We start from the raw sequence: 17031 nt of genomic DNA, 5'->3' as shown, positions 1-17031 counted from the left end.
GGGAGGGAGCCGTAGGGGCGCGTCGGTGTCGAGACGGCGAACGCGCGGAGGCGCGAAGCGCTGTGCACGTTCGCCGTCTCGACACCGACCCAGGCGCCTTGAAGGCGCCCGACCCATCCACTACGCCCGACCCATCCAATACAGTCACCGCCCGGTCAGCCGGCAACGGCGGACCGGGCGGGAGCGTGCGTGGACCTGCGGCCGTCGGCCGCGTGTTCGACCTCGACGAGCCGGCGGGCCGGCGTGTCGGCCGTACGGCGCGGAGGGCGGGCCGGCGCCGCAACCGGAGCGGGCGTGGTGGGCAGCGCGAACCAGACGACCTTGCCCGACTCGCCGTCGGGGCGCGCCCCCCAGCTCTCGCTGACCGCCGCCACCATGGCCAGCCCGCGCCCTGTGGTGGCGGAGGCCTCCACGTCCCGTACCTCGGGCAGGCGGGGGTCGTGGTCGCGCACGGAGACCATGAGCCGGTCCAGCACCAGCTCTATCTCGACGGTGCACAGCTTGTCGGGCTGGGCGTGCAGATGGACGTTGGTCAACAGCTCCGTCACACCGAGCGCGGCCCGGTCGATGAGGGCGTCCAGATGCCAGTAGCGCAACTGCGCAGAGACGATTCTGCGGACCTGGCCGATCCGCGACGGCAGGGCTTGCAGCTCTACCGTGCAGTGCCTGCTTGGGTGACTGATCACGGCTGCGACTCCCCGACTTAAGAGGTCCGGAAGAACACGGAGTACGGATCCAGCAGGTGCCCGAGGGGCATGGCCACCTGCCGTCGTGCCCGGCGGGCTGGTTCGCAGCGTTATCGCCGGTAAACCCAGAGTGACGTGAGAACAGCGTGACCCAGGGGGCGCGGGAGCGCAACTCGCGATCGGCTCCGCCGACCACGCGGGTGCAGGCCCGTCGCCGTCCCGTGGGTCCTGTCAGCCGCCGCGCCCCGCCGCTTTCCGTACGGCCTCGATGAACCGGCGTGCCGCGGGTGGCCCCGGCTCGCCCGGCGCCGGATCGTGATCGCCCAGGGTCAACAGATACCGCTTGCCGTTGAGGTCCGCGAGCGCGCGATCCTCCGCGGCGAACCAGGGCTTGGAGGCGCGCACCGCCTGTACCGGCGCGCTGTCGATCTCGGTGCCGTAACTGGTGAGCAGCGCAAGTCTGCCGTCGCTGATCCGGACCTGCCCGGCCCGGGTGAGCGAACGCAGCCGTTTGCCGATCCGCACGCCCGTCGCCGTGAACTCCGGCTCCGCCATGCCGCCCGCCCCCTTGTGGCCGTCCGGTGCGCTGGACCGTGCTCCTGCGTAGGTCGTGATCCAGCTGGTGTCGTGATCCAGTGTGCGCCCCCGTTCGATGCAGTCTGCCCGCACCCGACGTCCAGCACCAGTACGCACGGCACCTCGGAGCGAGCGCCCGGAGCACTCGTGCGAATGCGCCCCCACCTCCGCCCGTCCTCCGGCCCCAGGGTGTTCTTTGGGGTGCTCAAAGATGCGTTTATGCAGGTGAGAAGCGTGCGGAAGGTGTTTATGATCGGTGCGTCGGCCGCGCGACGCGCCGTCGGCGCACAGCCTAAGGAGCACCCGTCGTGAGCACCCCCCAGCAGAGCCGGACCGGCAAGACCCTCGATGTCGACCACACCGACGCCGCCTACCGCGACTGGCTGAAAGAAGCCGTCCGCAAGGTCCAGGCCGATGCCAACCGCTCGGCCGACACGCATCTGCTGCGCTTCCCACTGCCCGAGAAGTGGGGGATCGACCTGTACCTGAAGGACGAGTCGACCCACCCGACCGGAAGCCTCAAGCACCGGCTCGCCCGCTCGCTCTTCCTCTACGGACTGTGCAACGGCTGGATCCGGCCGGGCCGCCCGGTGATCGAGGCGTCCAGCGGCTCGACGGCCGTCTCCGAGGCGTACTTCGCCAAGCTGATCGGCGTGCCCTTCATCGCCGTCATGCCGCGCACGACGAGTGCCGAGAAGGTCCGCCTGATCGAGTTCCACGGCGCGCAGTGCCACTTCGTGGACGACTCCCGCAAGATGTACGAGGAGTCGGCCCGCCTCGCGGTGGAGACCGGCGGCCACTACATGGACCAGTTCACCTACGCGGAACGGGCCACGGACTGGCGCGGCAACAACAACATCGCCGAATCCATCTTCCGCCAGCTGGAGTTGGAGCGGTTCCCCGAGCCCGCCTGGATCGTGGCGACGGCCGGCACCGGCGGCACCTCCGCGACCCTCGCGCGGTACGTCCACTACACCCAGCGCGACACCCGCATCTGTGTGGCCGATCCGGAGAACTCCTGTTTCTTCGAGGGCTGGACCACCGGCGATCCGGACGTCGCCTGCGACCGGGGTTCCCGCATCGAGGGGATCGGCCGTCCCCGGATGGAACCGAGCTTCGTGCCCGGCGCGATCGACCGGATGATGAAGGTCCCCGATGCGGCCGGCGTGGCCGCCGTACGGGCGCTGGAGCGGGCCATCGGCCGCAAGGCGGGCGGCTCGACGGGCACCGGACTGTGGAGCGCGCTGAAGATCGTCGCCGAGATGGTGGCCGAGGGGCGGAAGGGGAGCGTGGTGACGCTGTTGTGCGACCCGGGTGACCGGTACCTCGACAAGTACTACTCGGATGCGTGGCTCGCCGAGCAGGGCCTGGACATCGAGCCGTACTCGGCGGCGATCGACTCACTGCTGGAGACGGGCGTCTGGCCCTGCTGAGAGTCCTCTACGGTTCAGCAGCGCCCCGAAAGGGGCGCGGGGAACTGCGCGACCAGCCACAGCGACGCCGCAGACGAGAAGCGACCGATAGCCGCACATCCCGCGGAGCGGTCAGCGTGCGAGCCGCCGGTCCAGTGACATCACCGCATCCCGGAAGGCCCGCCCCAGCCCCGCCCGTGCAGCCTTCACCACGAACCGGAACGGTGCCGTGCCGTCCGCGGCGAAGGTCCACTGCACGCGCGTGCCCGTCCCGGACGGCACCAGCCGCCACTCCTCGGCGAGGGCGCGGACGCCCGGAGCGTTGGTGACGTCGACCCGGTAGGCGTACACCTCCGCCTCCTTCGCCGCGATGACCGTCTCCCGGAAGCGCCCGCCGCCCTTGAGCCGGATGTCGCGCCCGGCACCGTCGTCGAGGGACCGCGCGTACCTCACGGCCGCGAACCACTCCGCCCACCCCGGCACATCGTCGTTGAGGGCGTGGAAGACCGCCTCCGGGCTCGCGGAGACCTCCTGCGCGAAGACCAGACGCACGGGGGCGGTGTCGACGAAGTCGAGCCCGACGGGACGCAGACGATGGGCCATGAACGCGAACCCCCTTGACGGAGAAGGGTGGTTGACCGGGGCAACGTCACGATAGCTGGCGACCCGTCAGATGTCAGCAGCGTCCCCGGAGGGATCAGCTCTCGGGCTCGCCCACCACGACCAGCCGGCGCAGATGCTCGGAGATCTCCTCGCGCGCGTCGCCCGCCAGACCCGCATCCGTCACCAGCGTGTCGACCTGCTCCAGCGCCGCGAACGAACTCAGGCCCACCACACCCCACTTGGTGTGGTCGGCGACCACCACGACCCGCCGCGCCGACTGCACCAGGCGCCGGTTGGTCTCGGCCTCCGCGAGGTTCGGCGTCGACAGGCCGGCCTCGACCGATATGCCGTGCACACCGAGGAACAACACGTCGAAGTGGAGCGCCGCGATCGCCTGGTCGGCCACCGGCCCCACCAGCGAGTCGGAGGGCGTGCGCACCCCGCCGGTCAGCACCACCGTGGCCGCACCCTGCCGGGGGCCGGAGGTGCGCTGCGCCGCATGGAAGACATCGGCCACCCGCACCGAGTTCGTCACGACGGTCAGGTCCGGCACGTCCAGCAGATGGTGGGCCAGCGCATACGTCGTCGTACCGCCCGACAGGGCGATCGCGGTACCCGGCGCCACCAGCTGGGCCGCCGAGCGCGCGATGTCCTCCTTGGCCGTCAGCTCCAGGCCCGACTTGGCCTCGAAGCCCGGTTCGTGCGTGCTCGCCTCCACGACCGGCACCGCGCCGCCGTGCACCTTCTCCAGCACGCCCTGGCGGGCCAGCGCGTCCAGGTCGCGGCGCACCGTCATGTCCGACACGCCGAGCTTGCGGGTCAGCTCGTTCACACGGACCCCGCCCCGGCGCCGGACCTCGTCCAGAATCAGGGCGCGCCGCTGCTCCGCGAGGAGGTTCTGATTCTCGCTCACGTACGCTCCGGTCCTTTCGCCTCAAGCCGTCCGACACGCCCTGCGCACCTGCTCCGACAAGGACATTCTCCCCCTGTCCCGGTGCGCGGACGTCCCATCCTTGCACGGCTGGGCCCCCACGACGCCACCTGCCCGACGCGCACATGTCACCAATGCCCCTCCTGTTACGCCCAGATCACCCGGATCGGGGAGATTCCGTGTTCACGGGTGTAGGCCGCCGCCCGAGCGGAGATCCTGGTGCCCGCACGGACACAGAAGACGGCGCGTCACGGGGGAAGTGCGAACAGTGGAACGTGCACAGGAATGTGCCCCGGCCAGCGGTCCCTTCCCGGGACCCGAGGGATCCGCCACCGCCCTGGAGCTCCTGGTCCACGGCGTGGGTGGCACCACACCCCAGGAGATGCTCAATGATCCGCGCACGGTGCGGATCAGCGGCGACGACACGGCGGCCGTCTTCCGGCGCGCCGAGGACGTCGACGCGGAGAGCAGGCCCGAGGAGTACCGCGGCAGACCGGTGCCGGAGGCCTACGTCTGGTGCAATCTCACCTCCGGCAACAGCGCGCGGGCCCTGTGGCTGCTGCTCCTGCCGTTCATGGTGGTCAACCTCGCCCACTGGATGCGGCCCACCGCGCGCGGCCACCGGCGCAAGGTCCGCCTGTACGGGCTGCTCGTACGGCTGGCGGGCCTGACGCTGACGGTGCTGCTGGTCGCAGCCGCCTGCGAGGTTGCCCTGGACCTGGCCGCCTGGCAGTGCGCCGGCACGCGCGCGTGCGCCGAGCGGCACTCCTGGCTGGGCTTCCTGTCGCCCGAGGTGTCCCAGAACGGCTGGTGGAGCAGGCCCGGCCGGCGACTCGCCGTCGCGGCCCTGGTGCCCGCCGCGCTCACCGCCCTGCTCTGGTACCTCTCCCACCGCACCTGGAGCGCGTACGAGTCCCAGCAGCCCATCGACCGCCGGCCCGAACCCGACGAGGAGACCGGCCGCACCGCCCTGGGCCGGCCCGGCTTCTGGTACGGCCGTCGGCTGGTCGCCCGGCTGCGCGCCGCGCACACCGCGGCGGGCCTATTGACGGTCGCCGCGGCGGTCGCGTCCTCCGCCGCACGCTTCGACCGCAGGCCCGGCGGCCCCGCGGCACTCGACACCGTGGGCCGGCTCCTGGAGATCTCACTCGTGGCCACCGCCGTCGTCGTGGTGTGGGTGGTCTGCCGCCGCGGACGCAGCGAGAACCGCCTCGACCAGGAACTCGACGAGCACCTCGTACGACGCCTGCCGCTGACCGCCCTCCTCCTGCTGCTGCTCTGCGCGGTGTACGCGGGCTGGGAGCGGCCGGGCTGGCAGTCGGCCGGCCTGCTCGTCGGCGGCGGCACCACCTTCGGCGCCCTCGCCCTGGTCCAGGGCTTACTGGTGATCGCCCTCGCGGTGGTCGCCCGCCTGCTGTACCGCAGTCACCCCGACACCCGCACCGTGCTGCGCGGCCAGGGCGGACCTGCCGTCGCGATGCTGGCCTGTGCCCTGGGCGGGGTGATGTCCGGCGGCGTCTCCCAGCGGGTGTCCGACTGGCTGGACGGCACCGGCACCTCCATCGACGGCCCGCCGGTCCTGCTGACCTGGCAGGCGTCCGTGATCCCCGTACTGCTCCTCGTCCTGCTCGTCTTCTGCGCCGGGCTGGGCCGGGGGGCCTGGCTGCTGCGCCGCACAGAACTGGGCACCGTCGAGCTCGACTACCCCGGCGAACCCAAGGACACGGCGCGCACCCGGCGCATCGCCACGACCCGCGCGCTGGCCGCACTCACCGACCGCGGCCCCCTCCTCGTCGCCGTCGCCTCCGCCACGACCCTGCTGCTGGGCGCCGGAGCCCTCCTCGGTGCGAAGATCACCGAAGAGGCGCCCGGCGAGGCCGCGCGGCACGCCTACGCCTTCGTGCACGGCGCCGCACAGACCGCCCAGGCGCTGGGCTCCTGGCTGATCGGCCTGGGCTTCATACTCTTCGTCACCTGGGGCAGGCGCGCCTACAAGGACGCCTCCGCCCGGCGCACCATCGGCATCCTGTGGGACGTCGGCACCTTCTGGCCGCGCGCCGCCCACCCCTTCGCCCCGCCCTGCTACGCCGAGCGTGCGGTGCCCGACCTGACCTGGCGGATGGCCACCTGGACGCGTGCCACGGGCGGCCGTCTCGTGCTCTCCGGGCACTCCCAGGGCAGTGTGCTCGCGGCCGCCGCAGCCTGGCAGCTGAAGCCGTCCGTCCGCCGACGGGTCGCCCTGCTGACCTACGGCTCCCCGCTCGAGCGCCTCTACGGCCGCTGGTTCCCCGCCCACTTCGGGCCCGCCGCCCTCAGCTCCCTGCACCACGACGTCGACTGCTGGCGCAACCTGTACCGGCTCACGGACCCCATCGGCGGCCCGGTCCGGCTGTCCGGCGACTGCGGCCCCGAGGTGGACCGCGCACCCCTGAAGGATCCCCTCGCCTACGGTCGCACCGCACAGCACCCGCTGCCCGCCGCCATCCTCGGCCACGGCGACTACCAGGCCGACCCGGCCTTCGCCGATGAGCGGGAACGGCTGCTGGCCCGCCTGCGCTCGGAGCTGCCCGCGCCACGCCCCGGGCACGTACCTCAGGGTGACTCGGGCAGATCCTCGGCGTAGAGCAGGGTCAGATCGTCCGTGCTCGGCTCGGCGACCTGGGCGACCCGGCCCGCATGCCGCTCCACCATCGCCTCGAAGGTCTGGCGTGCGGTCCGGCCGTTGCCGAACGCCGGGCCCTTCGGGATCGCCGTGAAGTACTTCAGCAGTGCCTCCGCGGTGCCCGGCGCCAGCCGGTACTCGTGCTCGTCGGCCTGCTGCTCGACGATCCGCAGCAGTTCGTCGGGTTCGTAGTCGCTGAAGGTGATGGTCCGTGAGAAACGGGACGCAACACCGGGGTTGACCGAAAGGAACCGCTCCATCTCGGCCGTGTAGCCCGCGACGATCACCACGACCGCGTCCCGGTGGTCCTCCATCAGCTTCACCAGCGTGTCGATGGCTTCCTTGCCGAAGTCCCGGCCCGAGTCCTCCGGCGACAGTGCGTACGCCTCGTCGATGAACAGCACACCGCCGCGCGCCTTGTCGAAGGCCTCCTGGGTGCGGATCGCCGTCGAGCCGATGTGCTCGCCGACCAGGTCGACCCGGGACACCTCGACGAGATGTCCTTTCTCCAGTACGCCGAGCGAGGCGAGGATCTCGCCGTAGAGGCGGGCGACGGTCGTCTTGCCGGTGCCGGGGGAGCCGGTGAAGACCAGATGCCGCTTCACCGAGGCCGCCTTGAGGCCCGCCTGCTGCCGGCGCCGGCCCACCTCGATCATGTCGGTCAGCGCCCGCACCTCGCGCTTGACGCTCTCCAGGCCCACCAGCGCGTCGAGTTCACCCAGCACGGCCTTCGACGTCCGTGCCGGCTGCTCGGGCTGCGGGGGCTGCGCGGGGGCGAGCAGGGGCTCCTGCTCGGTGGTGCGCTGCCCGGGGATCGCGCCCAGCAGGCCGGGCGACTGAGCGGTCTGCTGTACGGCGGTCTCCCGGGCCGTGGGCGGCCTGAGTCCCGCGCTCTCGTCGCTGGTGCAGTCCTCGACGACCGGGCCGGAACCCGGGGCCGCGTCGCCGCCCTCCGCGAACTCGTACCCACCGCGCGCGCATCGCTCCGTGCGGCACTTGCGCAGCGTCGTACGGCTGCCGTCGATCACATGGAAGCCGTAGCCGCCGCTGGCGGTCACCCGGCAGCCCACGAAGCTGCCGCGGCCGCCCGCCGACACGTAGAAGCCCGCCTCGGCGGGGGAGTCGACGGTGCAGCGCTCGATGGTCGGGTCCGCGCCCTTGGTGACGATCACACCGGTCTGGGTGGCGTCGATGGTGCAGTTGCTCAGGGTGCCGCCGCTGCCGTGGTCGCGGAACCAGGCGCCCGTCGCGGCGTCCCGGATGCGGCAGTCGTCGAGCTGCGCGGTGGCGCCGTCGCTCACCGACACGGCCGTGTTGCGGACCTGGGACAGGTCGCTGTCGACGACGTCCGCGCGCGAGCCGCGGTCCAGGACGAACAGTGCGTCCGGCACGTCGTGCACCCGGCAGGACTCCAGCACCGCGGTGGCTCCGTCGCTGACCCACACGGCCGGGTAGTCGCCCGTGCTGTCGAAGATCTCGCACTGGTTGGCGTCCACGCGGGTGCCCGGATCCCACACCGACAGGCCGTTGCGGCCGAACTGACGCACCGTCGTGCGGGTCAGCGTGAGCACCGAGCGGGAGCGCAGATCGACCGCGTTCTCCGGGATGTCGTGGATGCGGCAGTCGGCCAGGGTGAGCACCGCGTCCGTGTCGAGCGTGACACCGTCCGCGGTGGTCCGGTGCACATCGCAGTCCGTGAGGTGCGCGGTGGCCCGGCCGGTGACCTGGACACCGCTGCCCCGGACCTCGTACACCTCGCAACCCACCGCTTCCAGCGCGGAGTTCTCCCCGGTCGCCGACAGTCCCGCGCCCGAGGCGTGGTGGATCCGGCACCGCTCCAGGCGCGGGTGCGCGCCGCCGCGGACCGCGACCCCCGACTGACCGGCGGCCACGACCTCGCACTCCTCGAACACCCCGCCCCCGCCGTCGAGTACGGCGATACCGATGCCGGCCGGATTGTCCACGGTGCAGCGCCGCACGGTCGGACGGGCGCCCGCCCGCACCTCTATGCCGGCGGCGGACCGGGTGATGATCCGCACGTCCTGCAGCTCCGGTGTGCCCTCCTCGACCAACAGGGCGGGCACGGAAGCGTCCTGTCCCTCCACGTGCAGGTCCTGGACCACTGCCGAGGCACGCACGGTCAGCGGCACCCCGTCCACCGGTGCGATCCGCACCGAACCCGGAGAGCCCTCGGGCCCGCGCAGGGTCACCGACCGCTGGACGACGAGGTTTTCCCGGTAGGTGCCGGGTGCGACGGTGAGGACGTCTCCGTCGGCGGCGGCCTCCAGGGCGGCGGCGAGCGATGCGTACTCACCCGTGCGGCGTCGCCACCGCGATGTGCCGGTGTGCGTCACCTGGACCGTGCCCTGTGCCATGGCGTTGCTGTGCCCCCACCTCGTGGTACGCGGGTTGATGCCGATTGCGTTCGGCCGGTCCACCGTAGCGTGCGCGCGGGCGGTGGGTTGACCAGAGCCGTAAGGCCGTCAGCTGCCGGTGCCGGTCCTGCCCCAGTCCGGGCCCGCCCGGTCCCAGGCCTGGTCCCAACGGGCGTACCGGCGACGGACCATGCGCCAGACGATCAGCCGCCGGGCGCCCTCGACGGTGCCCGCGGTCAGTAGGGCGGCACCGAACCCGGCGAGCACCGCGTGGGTCGTCGCTGTCGTGGAGTCCAGCGGGCGGGCCACTATCTGGCCGTGCAGGTCGGTCCATATCTCGAAGTGGTCGCCGCGGTGTGGGGACTTGAGCTCCGCCAGGGCCGCGCCGTGGTGGCCGGAGCCGTCCGGTGCGGTCCAGTCGGCGACGACACGGCTGCGCAGATCCCGCACCGAGGATGTCTCGGGGTCGGTGTCCAGGGGGGAGCGGTCCAGTTTGCGCACCACGGTGGCGGTCACCGGGTGGCGGGCCGTGCGCTGGTCCCGGACGGACTGCTGCAGGGCGTCCTGGACGATGCCGCCGACGAGACAACCGATCACGGGCGCGACGGCCAGGATCAGCAGCAGCGCCACCAGCGCCACCCACGCCTCGATCAGATCGCTCGTGCGCCGCAGCGGATTGTGCCGCCAGCGCCAGAGTCCGCGGATTGCTCGCACGGTCCCCCACCCCCTTCCCGCTCCGTGATAACCCCCGGTGGAGCCGTTCACCCGCGGGCCCGGTCAAAGAGAGATCGAAATCACCTGTCCCGGGGCCTCTCATGAACTTCTCACGCAAACTCAACGCGCATGCCCCGGCCCCAGGTTCCCGCGTACCGGTCCTTGTCAGGATCTTTCTTCGCGGACCGCTTCGGGCCGGCCGACCTCGTCCGATGTGCCGTGAGGGTCGTCTGCTCGAGAGTCGGCTAGGCGAGCACCGTCACCGGATCGCCGACCCGGATCGTGCCGGGGGAGAGGGGAACGAGGTTCTGGCCGAACGCCAGCTTGCCGTCGATGCGGCGGTGGCGTCCCAGTGTGGCCAGGGGTTCCTTGCCTCGCACGGCGGTGCCCTGGTCGGTGGTGGTTACCACGCATCGCCCGCAGATCTTGGCGACGCGGAAGGTGACCTCGCCGATCGCGATGCGGGACCAGCCGTCCTCGGCCCAGGCGGCGGTGCCGGCCACGACCACGTTCGGCCGGAAGCGGTTCATCGGCAGCGGCCCCTCGGCCAAGTGAGTTCCTTGGGCGATCAGGGAATTGAGAGCCTCAAGGGAGGCGACCGTGGTGAGCAGCAGCGGGAAGCCGTCGGCGAAGCTGACTGTTTCGCCCGGCTGTGCGTACTCCGGGTCGACGGGCCGGCGCGTGGCCGGGTCATCCATGTGTACGAGGCGCACACCGATGCCGAGATACTCGCTGCACCAGGCGTGCGCGGCCGCCTCCGCGGCGAGGACCCCCTCCACCTTGTCGCCGAAGATCTCCACCGGCACCGTGTCCACCGAACGGGGCACCGGCACGGTCAGCGGGTCCATGCCCGGCGCGGACAGGCGAACGCCGCCGCCGGGCACGAGCTCGGCGGCGGCCAGCGCAAGGCGCGGCTGCTGACGTTGTGTGACGACCTTTCCCCCGTCATCGATCAGCACCCAGCGGCGGTCTCCGGCCAGCCCCCAGGGCTCCACGACGGCTTCCCGGGGCGCAAGGCCCCGGAACGCCTTCACCGGATGGACGTGAATCGACTGCAGCAGCGCGTTCCCCATCAGGCCATCCTGCCAGGCGGCAGTGACAACCCGGGAGGATTGATCAGTAGCCGCGATACTGCTGCTGGTTGTTGTACGGGTCCTGATACGGGGCCGGGGCGGGGCGGGCGGCCGCGGGGCGCATCGCCTCGTAGCCCGTGCCGGCCGCCATTGGCCGCGGTGGCTGGGGCTGCTGCGGGCCGGGATAGCCGCGCTGCGCGGTGGCCTGCTGAGGGATGTAGGCCGCGGGCGCCTGCTGCAGCGGAGCCGGCTGCTGCGCCTGCGGATAGCCGTAGGAGGGCTGGGAGGGGCCCGCCGGAAGAGCGGGCAGGGCCGACGGCAGCGCCGGCAGGTAGCTGCCCGGCGCGTCGTACGCGGCGGGGACCCGGATCGGAGCGATCTGCGGGGTGCCCCGCTCGGCGACGAGCCGGTCGTAGATCGGGGTGTCCGGGAAGGCGGAGTAGTAGCCGCCGCCGAAGGTGGAGCGGGGGGAGGTCATGGCTCATAAGTTAAGCCCTCGATGTGCTAGTTGGGGAGACCGATAAGAGGGTTGTTTTGAGTGTTCGCAGTGACGCGGGATCCCCAATGCGAGCGAACTTGGCAAAAAAGGGCGCCGATCGAGGTACCGGTCCTGTAAAGGCCAAGCTCCGGGCGGGTTACCGGCGGGTTGGTCACTTGCTCTTCCTGTGCTCCTCGTAGGAGTTCGCCGTGCCGGGGAATAGGTTGTGCGGTAGAGAACCGGAAGAGCCGCCGGGGCCACGGACTGGCGCAGTGACACGTGATGGGGGCGGACATGTCAATGCCGAAAGGATCGAATACTCCGGTGCCGACGACGGCACTGCGGGTCGAATTGGGCTGGCGTTCCGGCCCCGGCGTGCCGGACGCCGACGCCTCGGCCCTTCTGCTCGTGGGCGGCAAGGTCCGCTCCGACGGCGACTTCGTCTTCTACAACCAGCCCGCGCATGCCTCCGGGGCCGTCCGGCACGAGGGCAAGCGCGACGGCGGCGGCCGCATCGTCGACACCCTTCTTGTCGACCTCGCGCGCGTGGAACCCGCGATCGAGACGATCGTCCTCGTCGCCTCCGCGGACGGCGGCACGTTCGGACAGGTCCCCGACCTCTATATCGAGGTCCGCGACGCCGCCCAGGGCGGTGTGGTCGCACGCTTCGACAGCACGGGCGCGAGCGTGGAAACCGCTTTCGTGCTCGGGGAGTTCTACCGCCGTCAGGGCGCCTGGAAGTTCCGTGCGGTCGGCCAGGGCTACAGCAGCGGACTGGAGGGCCTGGCGACGGACTTCGGGATCACGGTGGACGAACCGCAGCACACCGCGCCCGCACCTCCGCCCCCCGTCGCACCGTCGGTGACCATGCCACCGCCCGTCGCCTGGCCCGTGACCATGCCGCCGCCCACCGCCCCGCCGGTCCACATGCCCCCGCCGGTCGCGCCCCCGGCCGCCGTGCAGCCACCCCCGCCACCCGCACCTCCGGCGCAGCCGGTCCGCCTGAGCAAGGTGACGCTCACCAAGGCGGCCCCAGCGGTCTCACTGGCCAAACAGGGCGGTACCTCGGGCGCGATGCGTGTGAATCTCAACTGGCAGGTGCGCAAGCAGTTCTCGGGATGGGGCAGCAAACGCGGCCGCGCGGTCGCCATGCATGCGGACCTCGACCTCGACCTGTGCGCCCTGTACGAACTCACCGACGGCAGCAAGGGCGTGGTCCAGGCCCTCGGCAACGCCTTCGGGGCTCTGCAGCGGCCGCCGTACATCCACCTCGACGGCGACGACCGCACGGGCGCCCTCGCAAGCGGCGAGAACCTCACGATCAACCTGGACCACAAACAGTCCTTCAGGCGGATCCTCGTCTTCGTGACCATCTACGAGGGCGCGCGCTCCTTCGCCGACCTGCACGCCACGGTCACCCTCCAGCCGCAGCACGGCGCCGCGATCGACTTCTCGCTCGACGAATGCACGGTCCCCTCGACGGTGTGCGCCCTCGCCCTGATCACCAACACGGGCAACGACCTGGTCGTCCAGCGCGAGGCCCGCTACCTGGTGCCCGAGCGCGGGGTCAGCCCCCAGCGGACCGTCGACTACGCCTACGGGTGGGGCATGAACTGGACTCCCGGCAGGAAATGAGCGACCAAGGGGGTGCCCAGCGGATCGTGTGACCGTCGTGGCTTCGGGTCGTTGCCATGAGCATGGGGCGGGGCGTTTTGGTCCATGGAAGACGGTCTACGAACGGCACAGACGTTGGTCGGCGGACGGCGCCTGGGACGGGGTCTTCGCGGCCGTCCTGGCCGATGCCGACGCTTGAGGCCGGATCGGCCGGTCGATGGTGAGCGTCGATTCGACCTCCTGTCGGGCCCATCGGCACGCCGCCGGGGCTCGTAGGAAACCGCCACGAGTGCCCGGAAAAGACGCACGCCCCGGCAGCACCGCCCCGACCAGGGACTCGGATGCTCCCGGGGCGGCCTGACCTGCAAGGTCCACTTCGCCGGTGAGAGTGGACGTCTCCCCCTGGCCCTGCTGATCACTCCGGGCCAACGGGACGACGCCAGCGGGCCAACCGCCGACGAAGGGGCAGTAAGGGCGGCCGACCCGCAGGCTTCGACAGGACGATCTACAAGCGAAGGAACGAAGTCGAGCGGAGGATCGACGCGTAGAAGAACTCCCCGGCCGCGGCCACGAGGTTCGACAAGCGCGGCTACATCTTCCACGGCACCGTCACCGTCGCATCCATTCGACTTCGGCTCCGCCCACGATCTCCGGCGGAGCTAGGCGCCGGTCGTGCCGTCGAGCATCTCGCGCAGGATGTCAAGGTGGCCGTTGTGGCGGGCCGTCTCCTCGGTGAGGTGGAGGAGGATCCAGCGCAGGTCGACGTGGAGGCCGTTGCGGCCGGATCGCTGGGCCTGCTTGTCGAGGGCGTTCCCGGCGACCAGTTCGCGGTAGCGGGCGCTCTGTTCGGCGTATTCGTCGAGCAACTGCGTGAGCGGGAAGTCGACGGCGACACGCATCTCGCGGTCGGGGTCCTCCTCGGTCCAGGGGCCCCGGTCTTCCTCGCCGAGGAAGACCACCTGGAACCAGTAGTACTCGACCCAGCGGAGGTGGTTGATCACTCCACTCAGGGTCATCAGCGGTGAGCCCGGCAGGAGCGCCTTGCGTGCGTTCTCCGCGGAGACGCCATCGCACTTGGCGCGGGCGGTGTCACGTGCGTAGTCGAGGAACGTGGTGAGCTGGGTGCGCTCGTCCCACGCGGGCGGGGTGTCGTCGATTCTTGTCATCGCGCGAAGCGTCCCCGATCACCGCGACCGATGTCGAGGCATTTATCGGCGGACCCGATCCGCCGGACAGCACACCTAGAGAGGGTGCTCGTCCGCGACGGCGTCCGGGCGCGCATAGGTGCGGCCCTTCCAGGCCGCGCCACGTCCCCTGTAGTGCTGCACCGCGGAATCGACCGTCATGAGGAGATAGAGGAACGCGGTGAACGGCAGCAGCGGAGCGAGCCACAGCGGCTGGCGGTAGTAGCGGAGCATCGGGAGGTACGTCCCCGTCATCACCAGCCAGGCGGCACCGCCGACGACCCCGGCTGCCCCGTCCCCGGCGGCCGGACCTGCGATGAGGGCCGCGGGCGGCACCAGATACACCAGGACCAGCCCGGCAACCGTGCCGAGCAGCAGCAGCGGGTTGTGGCGCAGCTGCGCATACGCGCTGCGTGACACCATCCGCCACAGGTCGCGCAGCCGCGGATAGGGCCGCACACTGTCCACCCGCTCGGCCAGCCCCAGCCAGATGCGTCCGCCGCCGCCCTTGACCGCGCGCGCGAGCGCCACGTCGTCGATGACGGCGTGCCGGATCGCGTCCGGGATCCGCGCCCGCTCGGCGGCCTCGGTACGCAGCAGCACACAGCCGCCCGCGGCAGCCGCCGTCCGCGTCCCCTTCCTGCCGATCCGGCGGAACGGGTACAGCTGCGCGAAGAAATAGACGAAGGCCGGCACCACGAGTCGCTCCCACAGGCTCTCCACCCGCAGCCGGGCCATCTGCGACACGACGTCGAAGCCGCCGCTGCGCGCGGCGGCGACCAGCTCGCGCAGGCTGTCCGGCGCGTGCGCGATGTCCGCGTCCGTCAGCAGCAGATATTCGGGCCCACGCGCGCGTGCCAGCTCGATGCCGTGCCGCACGGCCCACAGCTTGCCCGTCCAGCCTGCGGGCGGTTCACCGGGGGAGACCACGGTCAGGGGCAGTCCGCCGTGGGTCTCCGCCAGTTCGCGGGCCAGCTGTCCGGTGCCGTCCGAGCTGCCGTCGTCGACCAGGAAGATCTCCGCCCGGCCCGGATACCCCTGGGCGAGCAGCGACGGCAGGCTCGCGGGCAGCACGGCGGCCTCGTCACGCGCGGGGACGACGACGCACACCGACGGCCATCCCTCAGGATCCCGGCGAGGCGGCAGCCTGACGTCCGTGCGCCAGAAGAAGCCCTGACAGAGCAGCAGCCACAGCCAGGCGGCGAGTGATACGGCGGCGATCCACACGATGGCGCTCACTCGCGCAGTCTGCCCCACCCGACCTGCCCGCAAGGGCCCATCGTCTATCGTGGCCGGGTGAAGATCGCGCTCATGGACTCCGGAATCGGTCTGCTTCCCGCCGCCGCCGTGGCGCGCCGTCTGCGGCCCGACGCCGATCTCGTCCTGTCGTGGGACCCCGACGGGATGCCCTGGGGACCGCGCACACCGGAGGACATCACCAAGCGCGCCCTGGACGTCGCCGAGGCTGCCGCGGCGCACAAGCCCGACGTGCTGATCGTCGCCTGCAACACCGCGTCCGTGCACTCCCTTCCGGCGCTGCGCGCCCGTTTCGAGCCGGAGCTGCCGATCATCGGCACCGTCCCCGCGATCAAGCCCGCCGCCGCGGGTGGCGGCCCCGTCGCCATCTGGGCGACCCCCGCCACCACGGGCAGCCCCTACCAGCGCGGTCTCATCGCCGAGTTCGCTGCCGGTGTGGACGTTACCGAAGTGCCCTGTCCCGGGCTTGCCGACGCGGTGCACCACGCTGACGAGGCAGCGGTCGAGGCCGCCGTCGCCGTGGCCGCCTCACGCACCCCCGACGACATCACGACCCTCGTCCTCGGCTGCACCAACTATGAACTGGTCGCCGAGCGCATTCGCGCCGCCGTGCAGCGGCCCGGCCGGCCGCCGCTCATCCTGCACGGCACCGCCGGCGCGGTCGTCGCCCAGGGCCTGCGCCGGATCGGCGAGCAGCCCGCCCCCGAGGCCCCCGCCGTCGGCACCCTCACGGTGCTGCTCAGCGGCCGGGAGGCCGAGCTGCCGGAGACAGCGCTGACGTATGAAGAGGGACGTTTCCTCAAGGCGGTCAGTCCCGCCCGGTGAGCCGGGGCACCCCACTGACGGACCGGTCGGCACGGTCACACTCCGCGACTCGGTGCCCGCGCAGCGAAACCTGAGTAACCTCATAACCATGAGGGACCACCCCCACGGCGAGAAAGCCAAGCACCCCGACGTCTGGACCGGACACGCCAGCAAGCGGGTCCAGTGGCTGCCGGCGCTGGCCGGCGCGGCCGTCATGGCGCTCGGCATCGAGCTGGCCGTCGACTCGGCCTGGACCTCGGGCATCGCCCCGCTCGTCATGGCCGTCGTCGGCTGCATCGCCGCCGGGCTGCTGGTTCTCTTCGGCACGCTCGCCTTCCTGCACGTCGATCTGAAGCTCGACAAGGAGTGCCTCGAGGTGCGCTGCGGCCACATCGGTGTGCCGCGCCGTCGTATTCCTCTCTCCCATGTCGCCGGCGCCGAGTTCACGGCGCACGTCAACCCGCGCCACTGGGGCGGCTGGGGCTACCGCTGGCGGCCCGAGAAGGGCACCGCGGTCGTCGTGCGGCGTGGCGAGGGCGTCGTCCTGCGCCTGTGGGACGGCCATACGTTCACGGTCACCGTGGACAACGCCGAGGCCGCGGTCCGGGTCATCAAGGACCGGCTGCGTCCGGGCACGACCGGCGCACTGCACTGAGCAGCCC

Annotated in this window: 15 protein-coding genes and 1 pseudogene; 6 read left to right on the top strand and 10 right to left on the bottom strand. The window is 71.5% G+C overall.

Annotated features, from left to right (window positions below; all coding sequences use genetic code 11):
- Positions 1-155 precede the first annotated feature (155 nt).
- Entirely contained in the window at positions 156-686 is a 531-nt protein-coding gene (locus tag ACWDAG_RS10670; RefSeq protein WP_450695226.1) for an ATP-binding protein, read from the bottom strand.
- A gap of 231 nt (positions 687-917) precedes the next feature.
- A complete protein-coding gene (locus ACWDAG_RS10665; RefSeq protein ID WP_266963703.1) occupies positions 918-1241 on the bottom strand; it encodes a hypothetical protein in 324 nt (107 codons plus the stop codon).
- Positions 1242-1570: 329 nt separating this feature from the next.
- Here ACWDAG_RS10665 and ACWDAG_RS10660 point away from each other — a divergent pair, with 329 nt between their 5' ends.
- Positions 1571-2695 (top strand): PLP-dependent cysteine synthase family protein, encoded by a 1125-nt coding sequence (locus ACWDAG_RS10660; protein WP_450695225.1) that lies wholly within the window; start codon positions 1571-1573, stop codon positions 2693-2695.
- A 111-nt stretch (positions 2696-2806) separates the two neighbouring features.
- On the opposite strand, the gene ACWDAG_RS10655 is transcribed toward ACWDAG_RS10660, so the two are convergent.
- Positions 2807-3277, bottom strand: a complete 471-nt coding sequence (locus tag ACWDAG_RS10655) for an SRPBCC family protein (protein WP_450695224.1) — start codon at positions 3275-3277, stop codon at positions 2807-2809.
- A gap of 94 nt (positions 3278-3371) precedes the next feature.
- Positions 3372-4190, bottom strand: a complete 819-nt coding sequence (locus tag ACWDAG_RS10650; protein WP_390667331.1) for a DeoR/GlpR family DNA-binding transcription regulator — start codon at positions 4188-4190, stop codon at positions 3372-3374.
- Positions 4191-4476: 286 nt separating this feature from the next.
- Between ACWDAG_RS10650 and ACWDAG_RS10645 the strand changes: the two genes are divergently transcribed.
- Positions 4477-6831 carry a hypothetical protein gene (locus ACWDAG_RS10645; RefSeq protein ID WP_450695223.1) on the top strand — a complete coding sequence of 785 codons (2355 nt, stop codon included), beginning with the start codon at positions 4477-4479 and terminating at the stop codon, positions 6829-6831.
- Here ACWDAG_RS10645 and ACWDAG_RS10640 read toward each other — a convergent pair.
- The 4 genes from ACWDAG_RS10640 to ACWDAG_RS10625 form a co-directional block, all read right to left on the bottom strand.
- Positions 6801-9245 (bottom strand): right-handed parallel beta-helix repeat-containing protein, encoded by a 2445-nt coding sequence (locus ACWDAG_RS10640; RefSeq protein ID WP_450695222.1) that lies wholly within the window; start codon positions 9243-9245, stop codon positions 6801-6803. The genes ACWDAG_RS10645 and ACWDAG_RS10640 overlap by 31 nt on opposite strands.
- A 108-nt stretch (positions 9246-9353) precedes the next feature.
- Positions 9354-9959: an Rv1733c family protein gene (locus ACWDAG_RS10635; protein WP_450695221.1), complete on the bottom strand. Its 606-nt coding sequence runs from the start codon at positions 9957-9959 to the stop codon at positions 9354-9356.
- A 245-nt stretch (positions 9960-10204) separates the two neighbouring features.
- Complete coding sequence (locus ACWDAG_RS10630) at positions 10205-11032, bottom strand: MOSC domain-containing protein (protein ID WP_450695220.1); 828 nt, start codon at positions 11030-11032, stop codon at positions 10205-10207.
- A gap of 43 nt (positions 11033-11075) precedes the next feature.
- Entirely contained in the window at positions 11076-11510 is a 435-nt protein-coding gene (locus ACWDAG_RS10625) for a DUF6643 family protein (RefSeq protein ID WP_450695219.1), read from the bottom strand.
- A 300-nt stretch (positions 11511-11810) separates the two neighbouring features.
- Here ACWDAG_RS10625 and ACWDAG_RS10620 point away from each other — a divergent pair, with 300 nt between their 5' ends.
- On the top strand, positions 11811-13145 hold the full coding sequence (locus tag ACWDAG_RS10620; RefSeq protein WP_450695218.1) for a TerD family protein: 1335 nt from the start codon (positions 11811-11813) through the stop codon (positions 13143-13145).
- Between the two features lie 73 nt (positions 13146-13218).
- Positions 13219-13765 (top strand): annotated as a pseudogene (locus tag ACWDAG_RS10615) (IS5/IS1182 family transposase); the annotation flags it as partial.
- Positions 13766-13783: 18 nt separating this feature from the next.
- Here ACWDAG_RS10615 and ACWDAG_RS10610 read toward each other — a convergent pair.
- Together ACWDAG_RS10610 and ACWDAG_RS10605 are read right to left on the bottom strand one after the other, a co-directional pair.
- A complete protein-coding gene (locus tag ACWDAG_RS10610) occupies positions 13784-14290 on the bottom strand; it encodes a DinB family protein (RefSeq protein WP_450695217.1) in 507 nt (168 codons plus the stop codon).
- Positions 14291-14365: 75 nt separating this feature from the next.
- Positions 14366-15565, bottom strand: coding sequence for a glycosyltransferase (locus ACWDAG_RS10605; RefSeq protein WP_450695216.1), 1200 nt, complete (start codon positions 15563-15565; stop codon positions 14366-14368).
- A gap of 39 nt (positions 15566-15604) precedes the next feature.
- Between ACWDAG_RS10605 and ACWDAG_RS10600 the strand changes: the two genes are divergently transcribed.
- Complete coding sequence (locus ACWDAG_RS10600; RefSeq protein WP_450695215.1) at positions 15605-16390, top strand: glutamate racemase; 786 nt, start codon at positions 15605-15607, stop codon at positions 16388-16390.
- Between the two features lie 88 nt (positions 16391-16478).
- Complete coding sequence (locus tag ACWDAG_RS10595; protein WP_450695214.1) at positions 16479-17024, top strand: hypothetical protein; 546 nt, start codon at positions 16479-16481, stop codon at positions 17022-17024.
- Positions 17025-17031 lie beyond the last annotated feature (7 nt).

Source organism: Streptomyces sp. NPDC001157 (assembly GCF_053598255.1).
The sequence above is the reverse complement of the archived record's forward strand: the minus strand, read 5'-3'. Positions and strand labels throughout refer to the sequence as shown.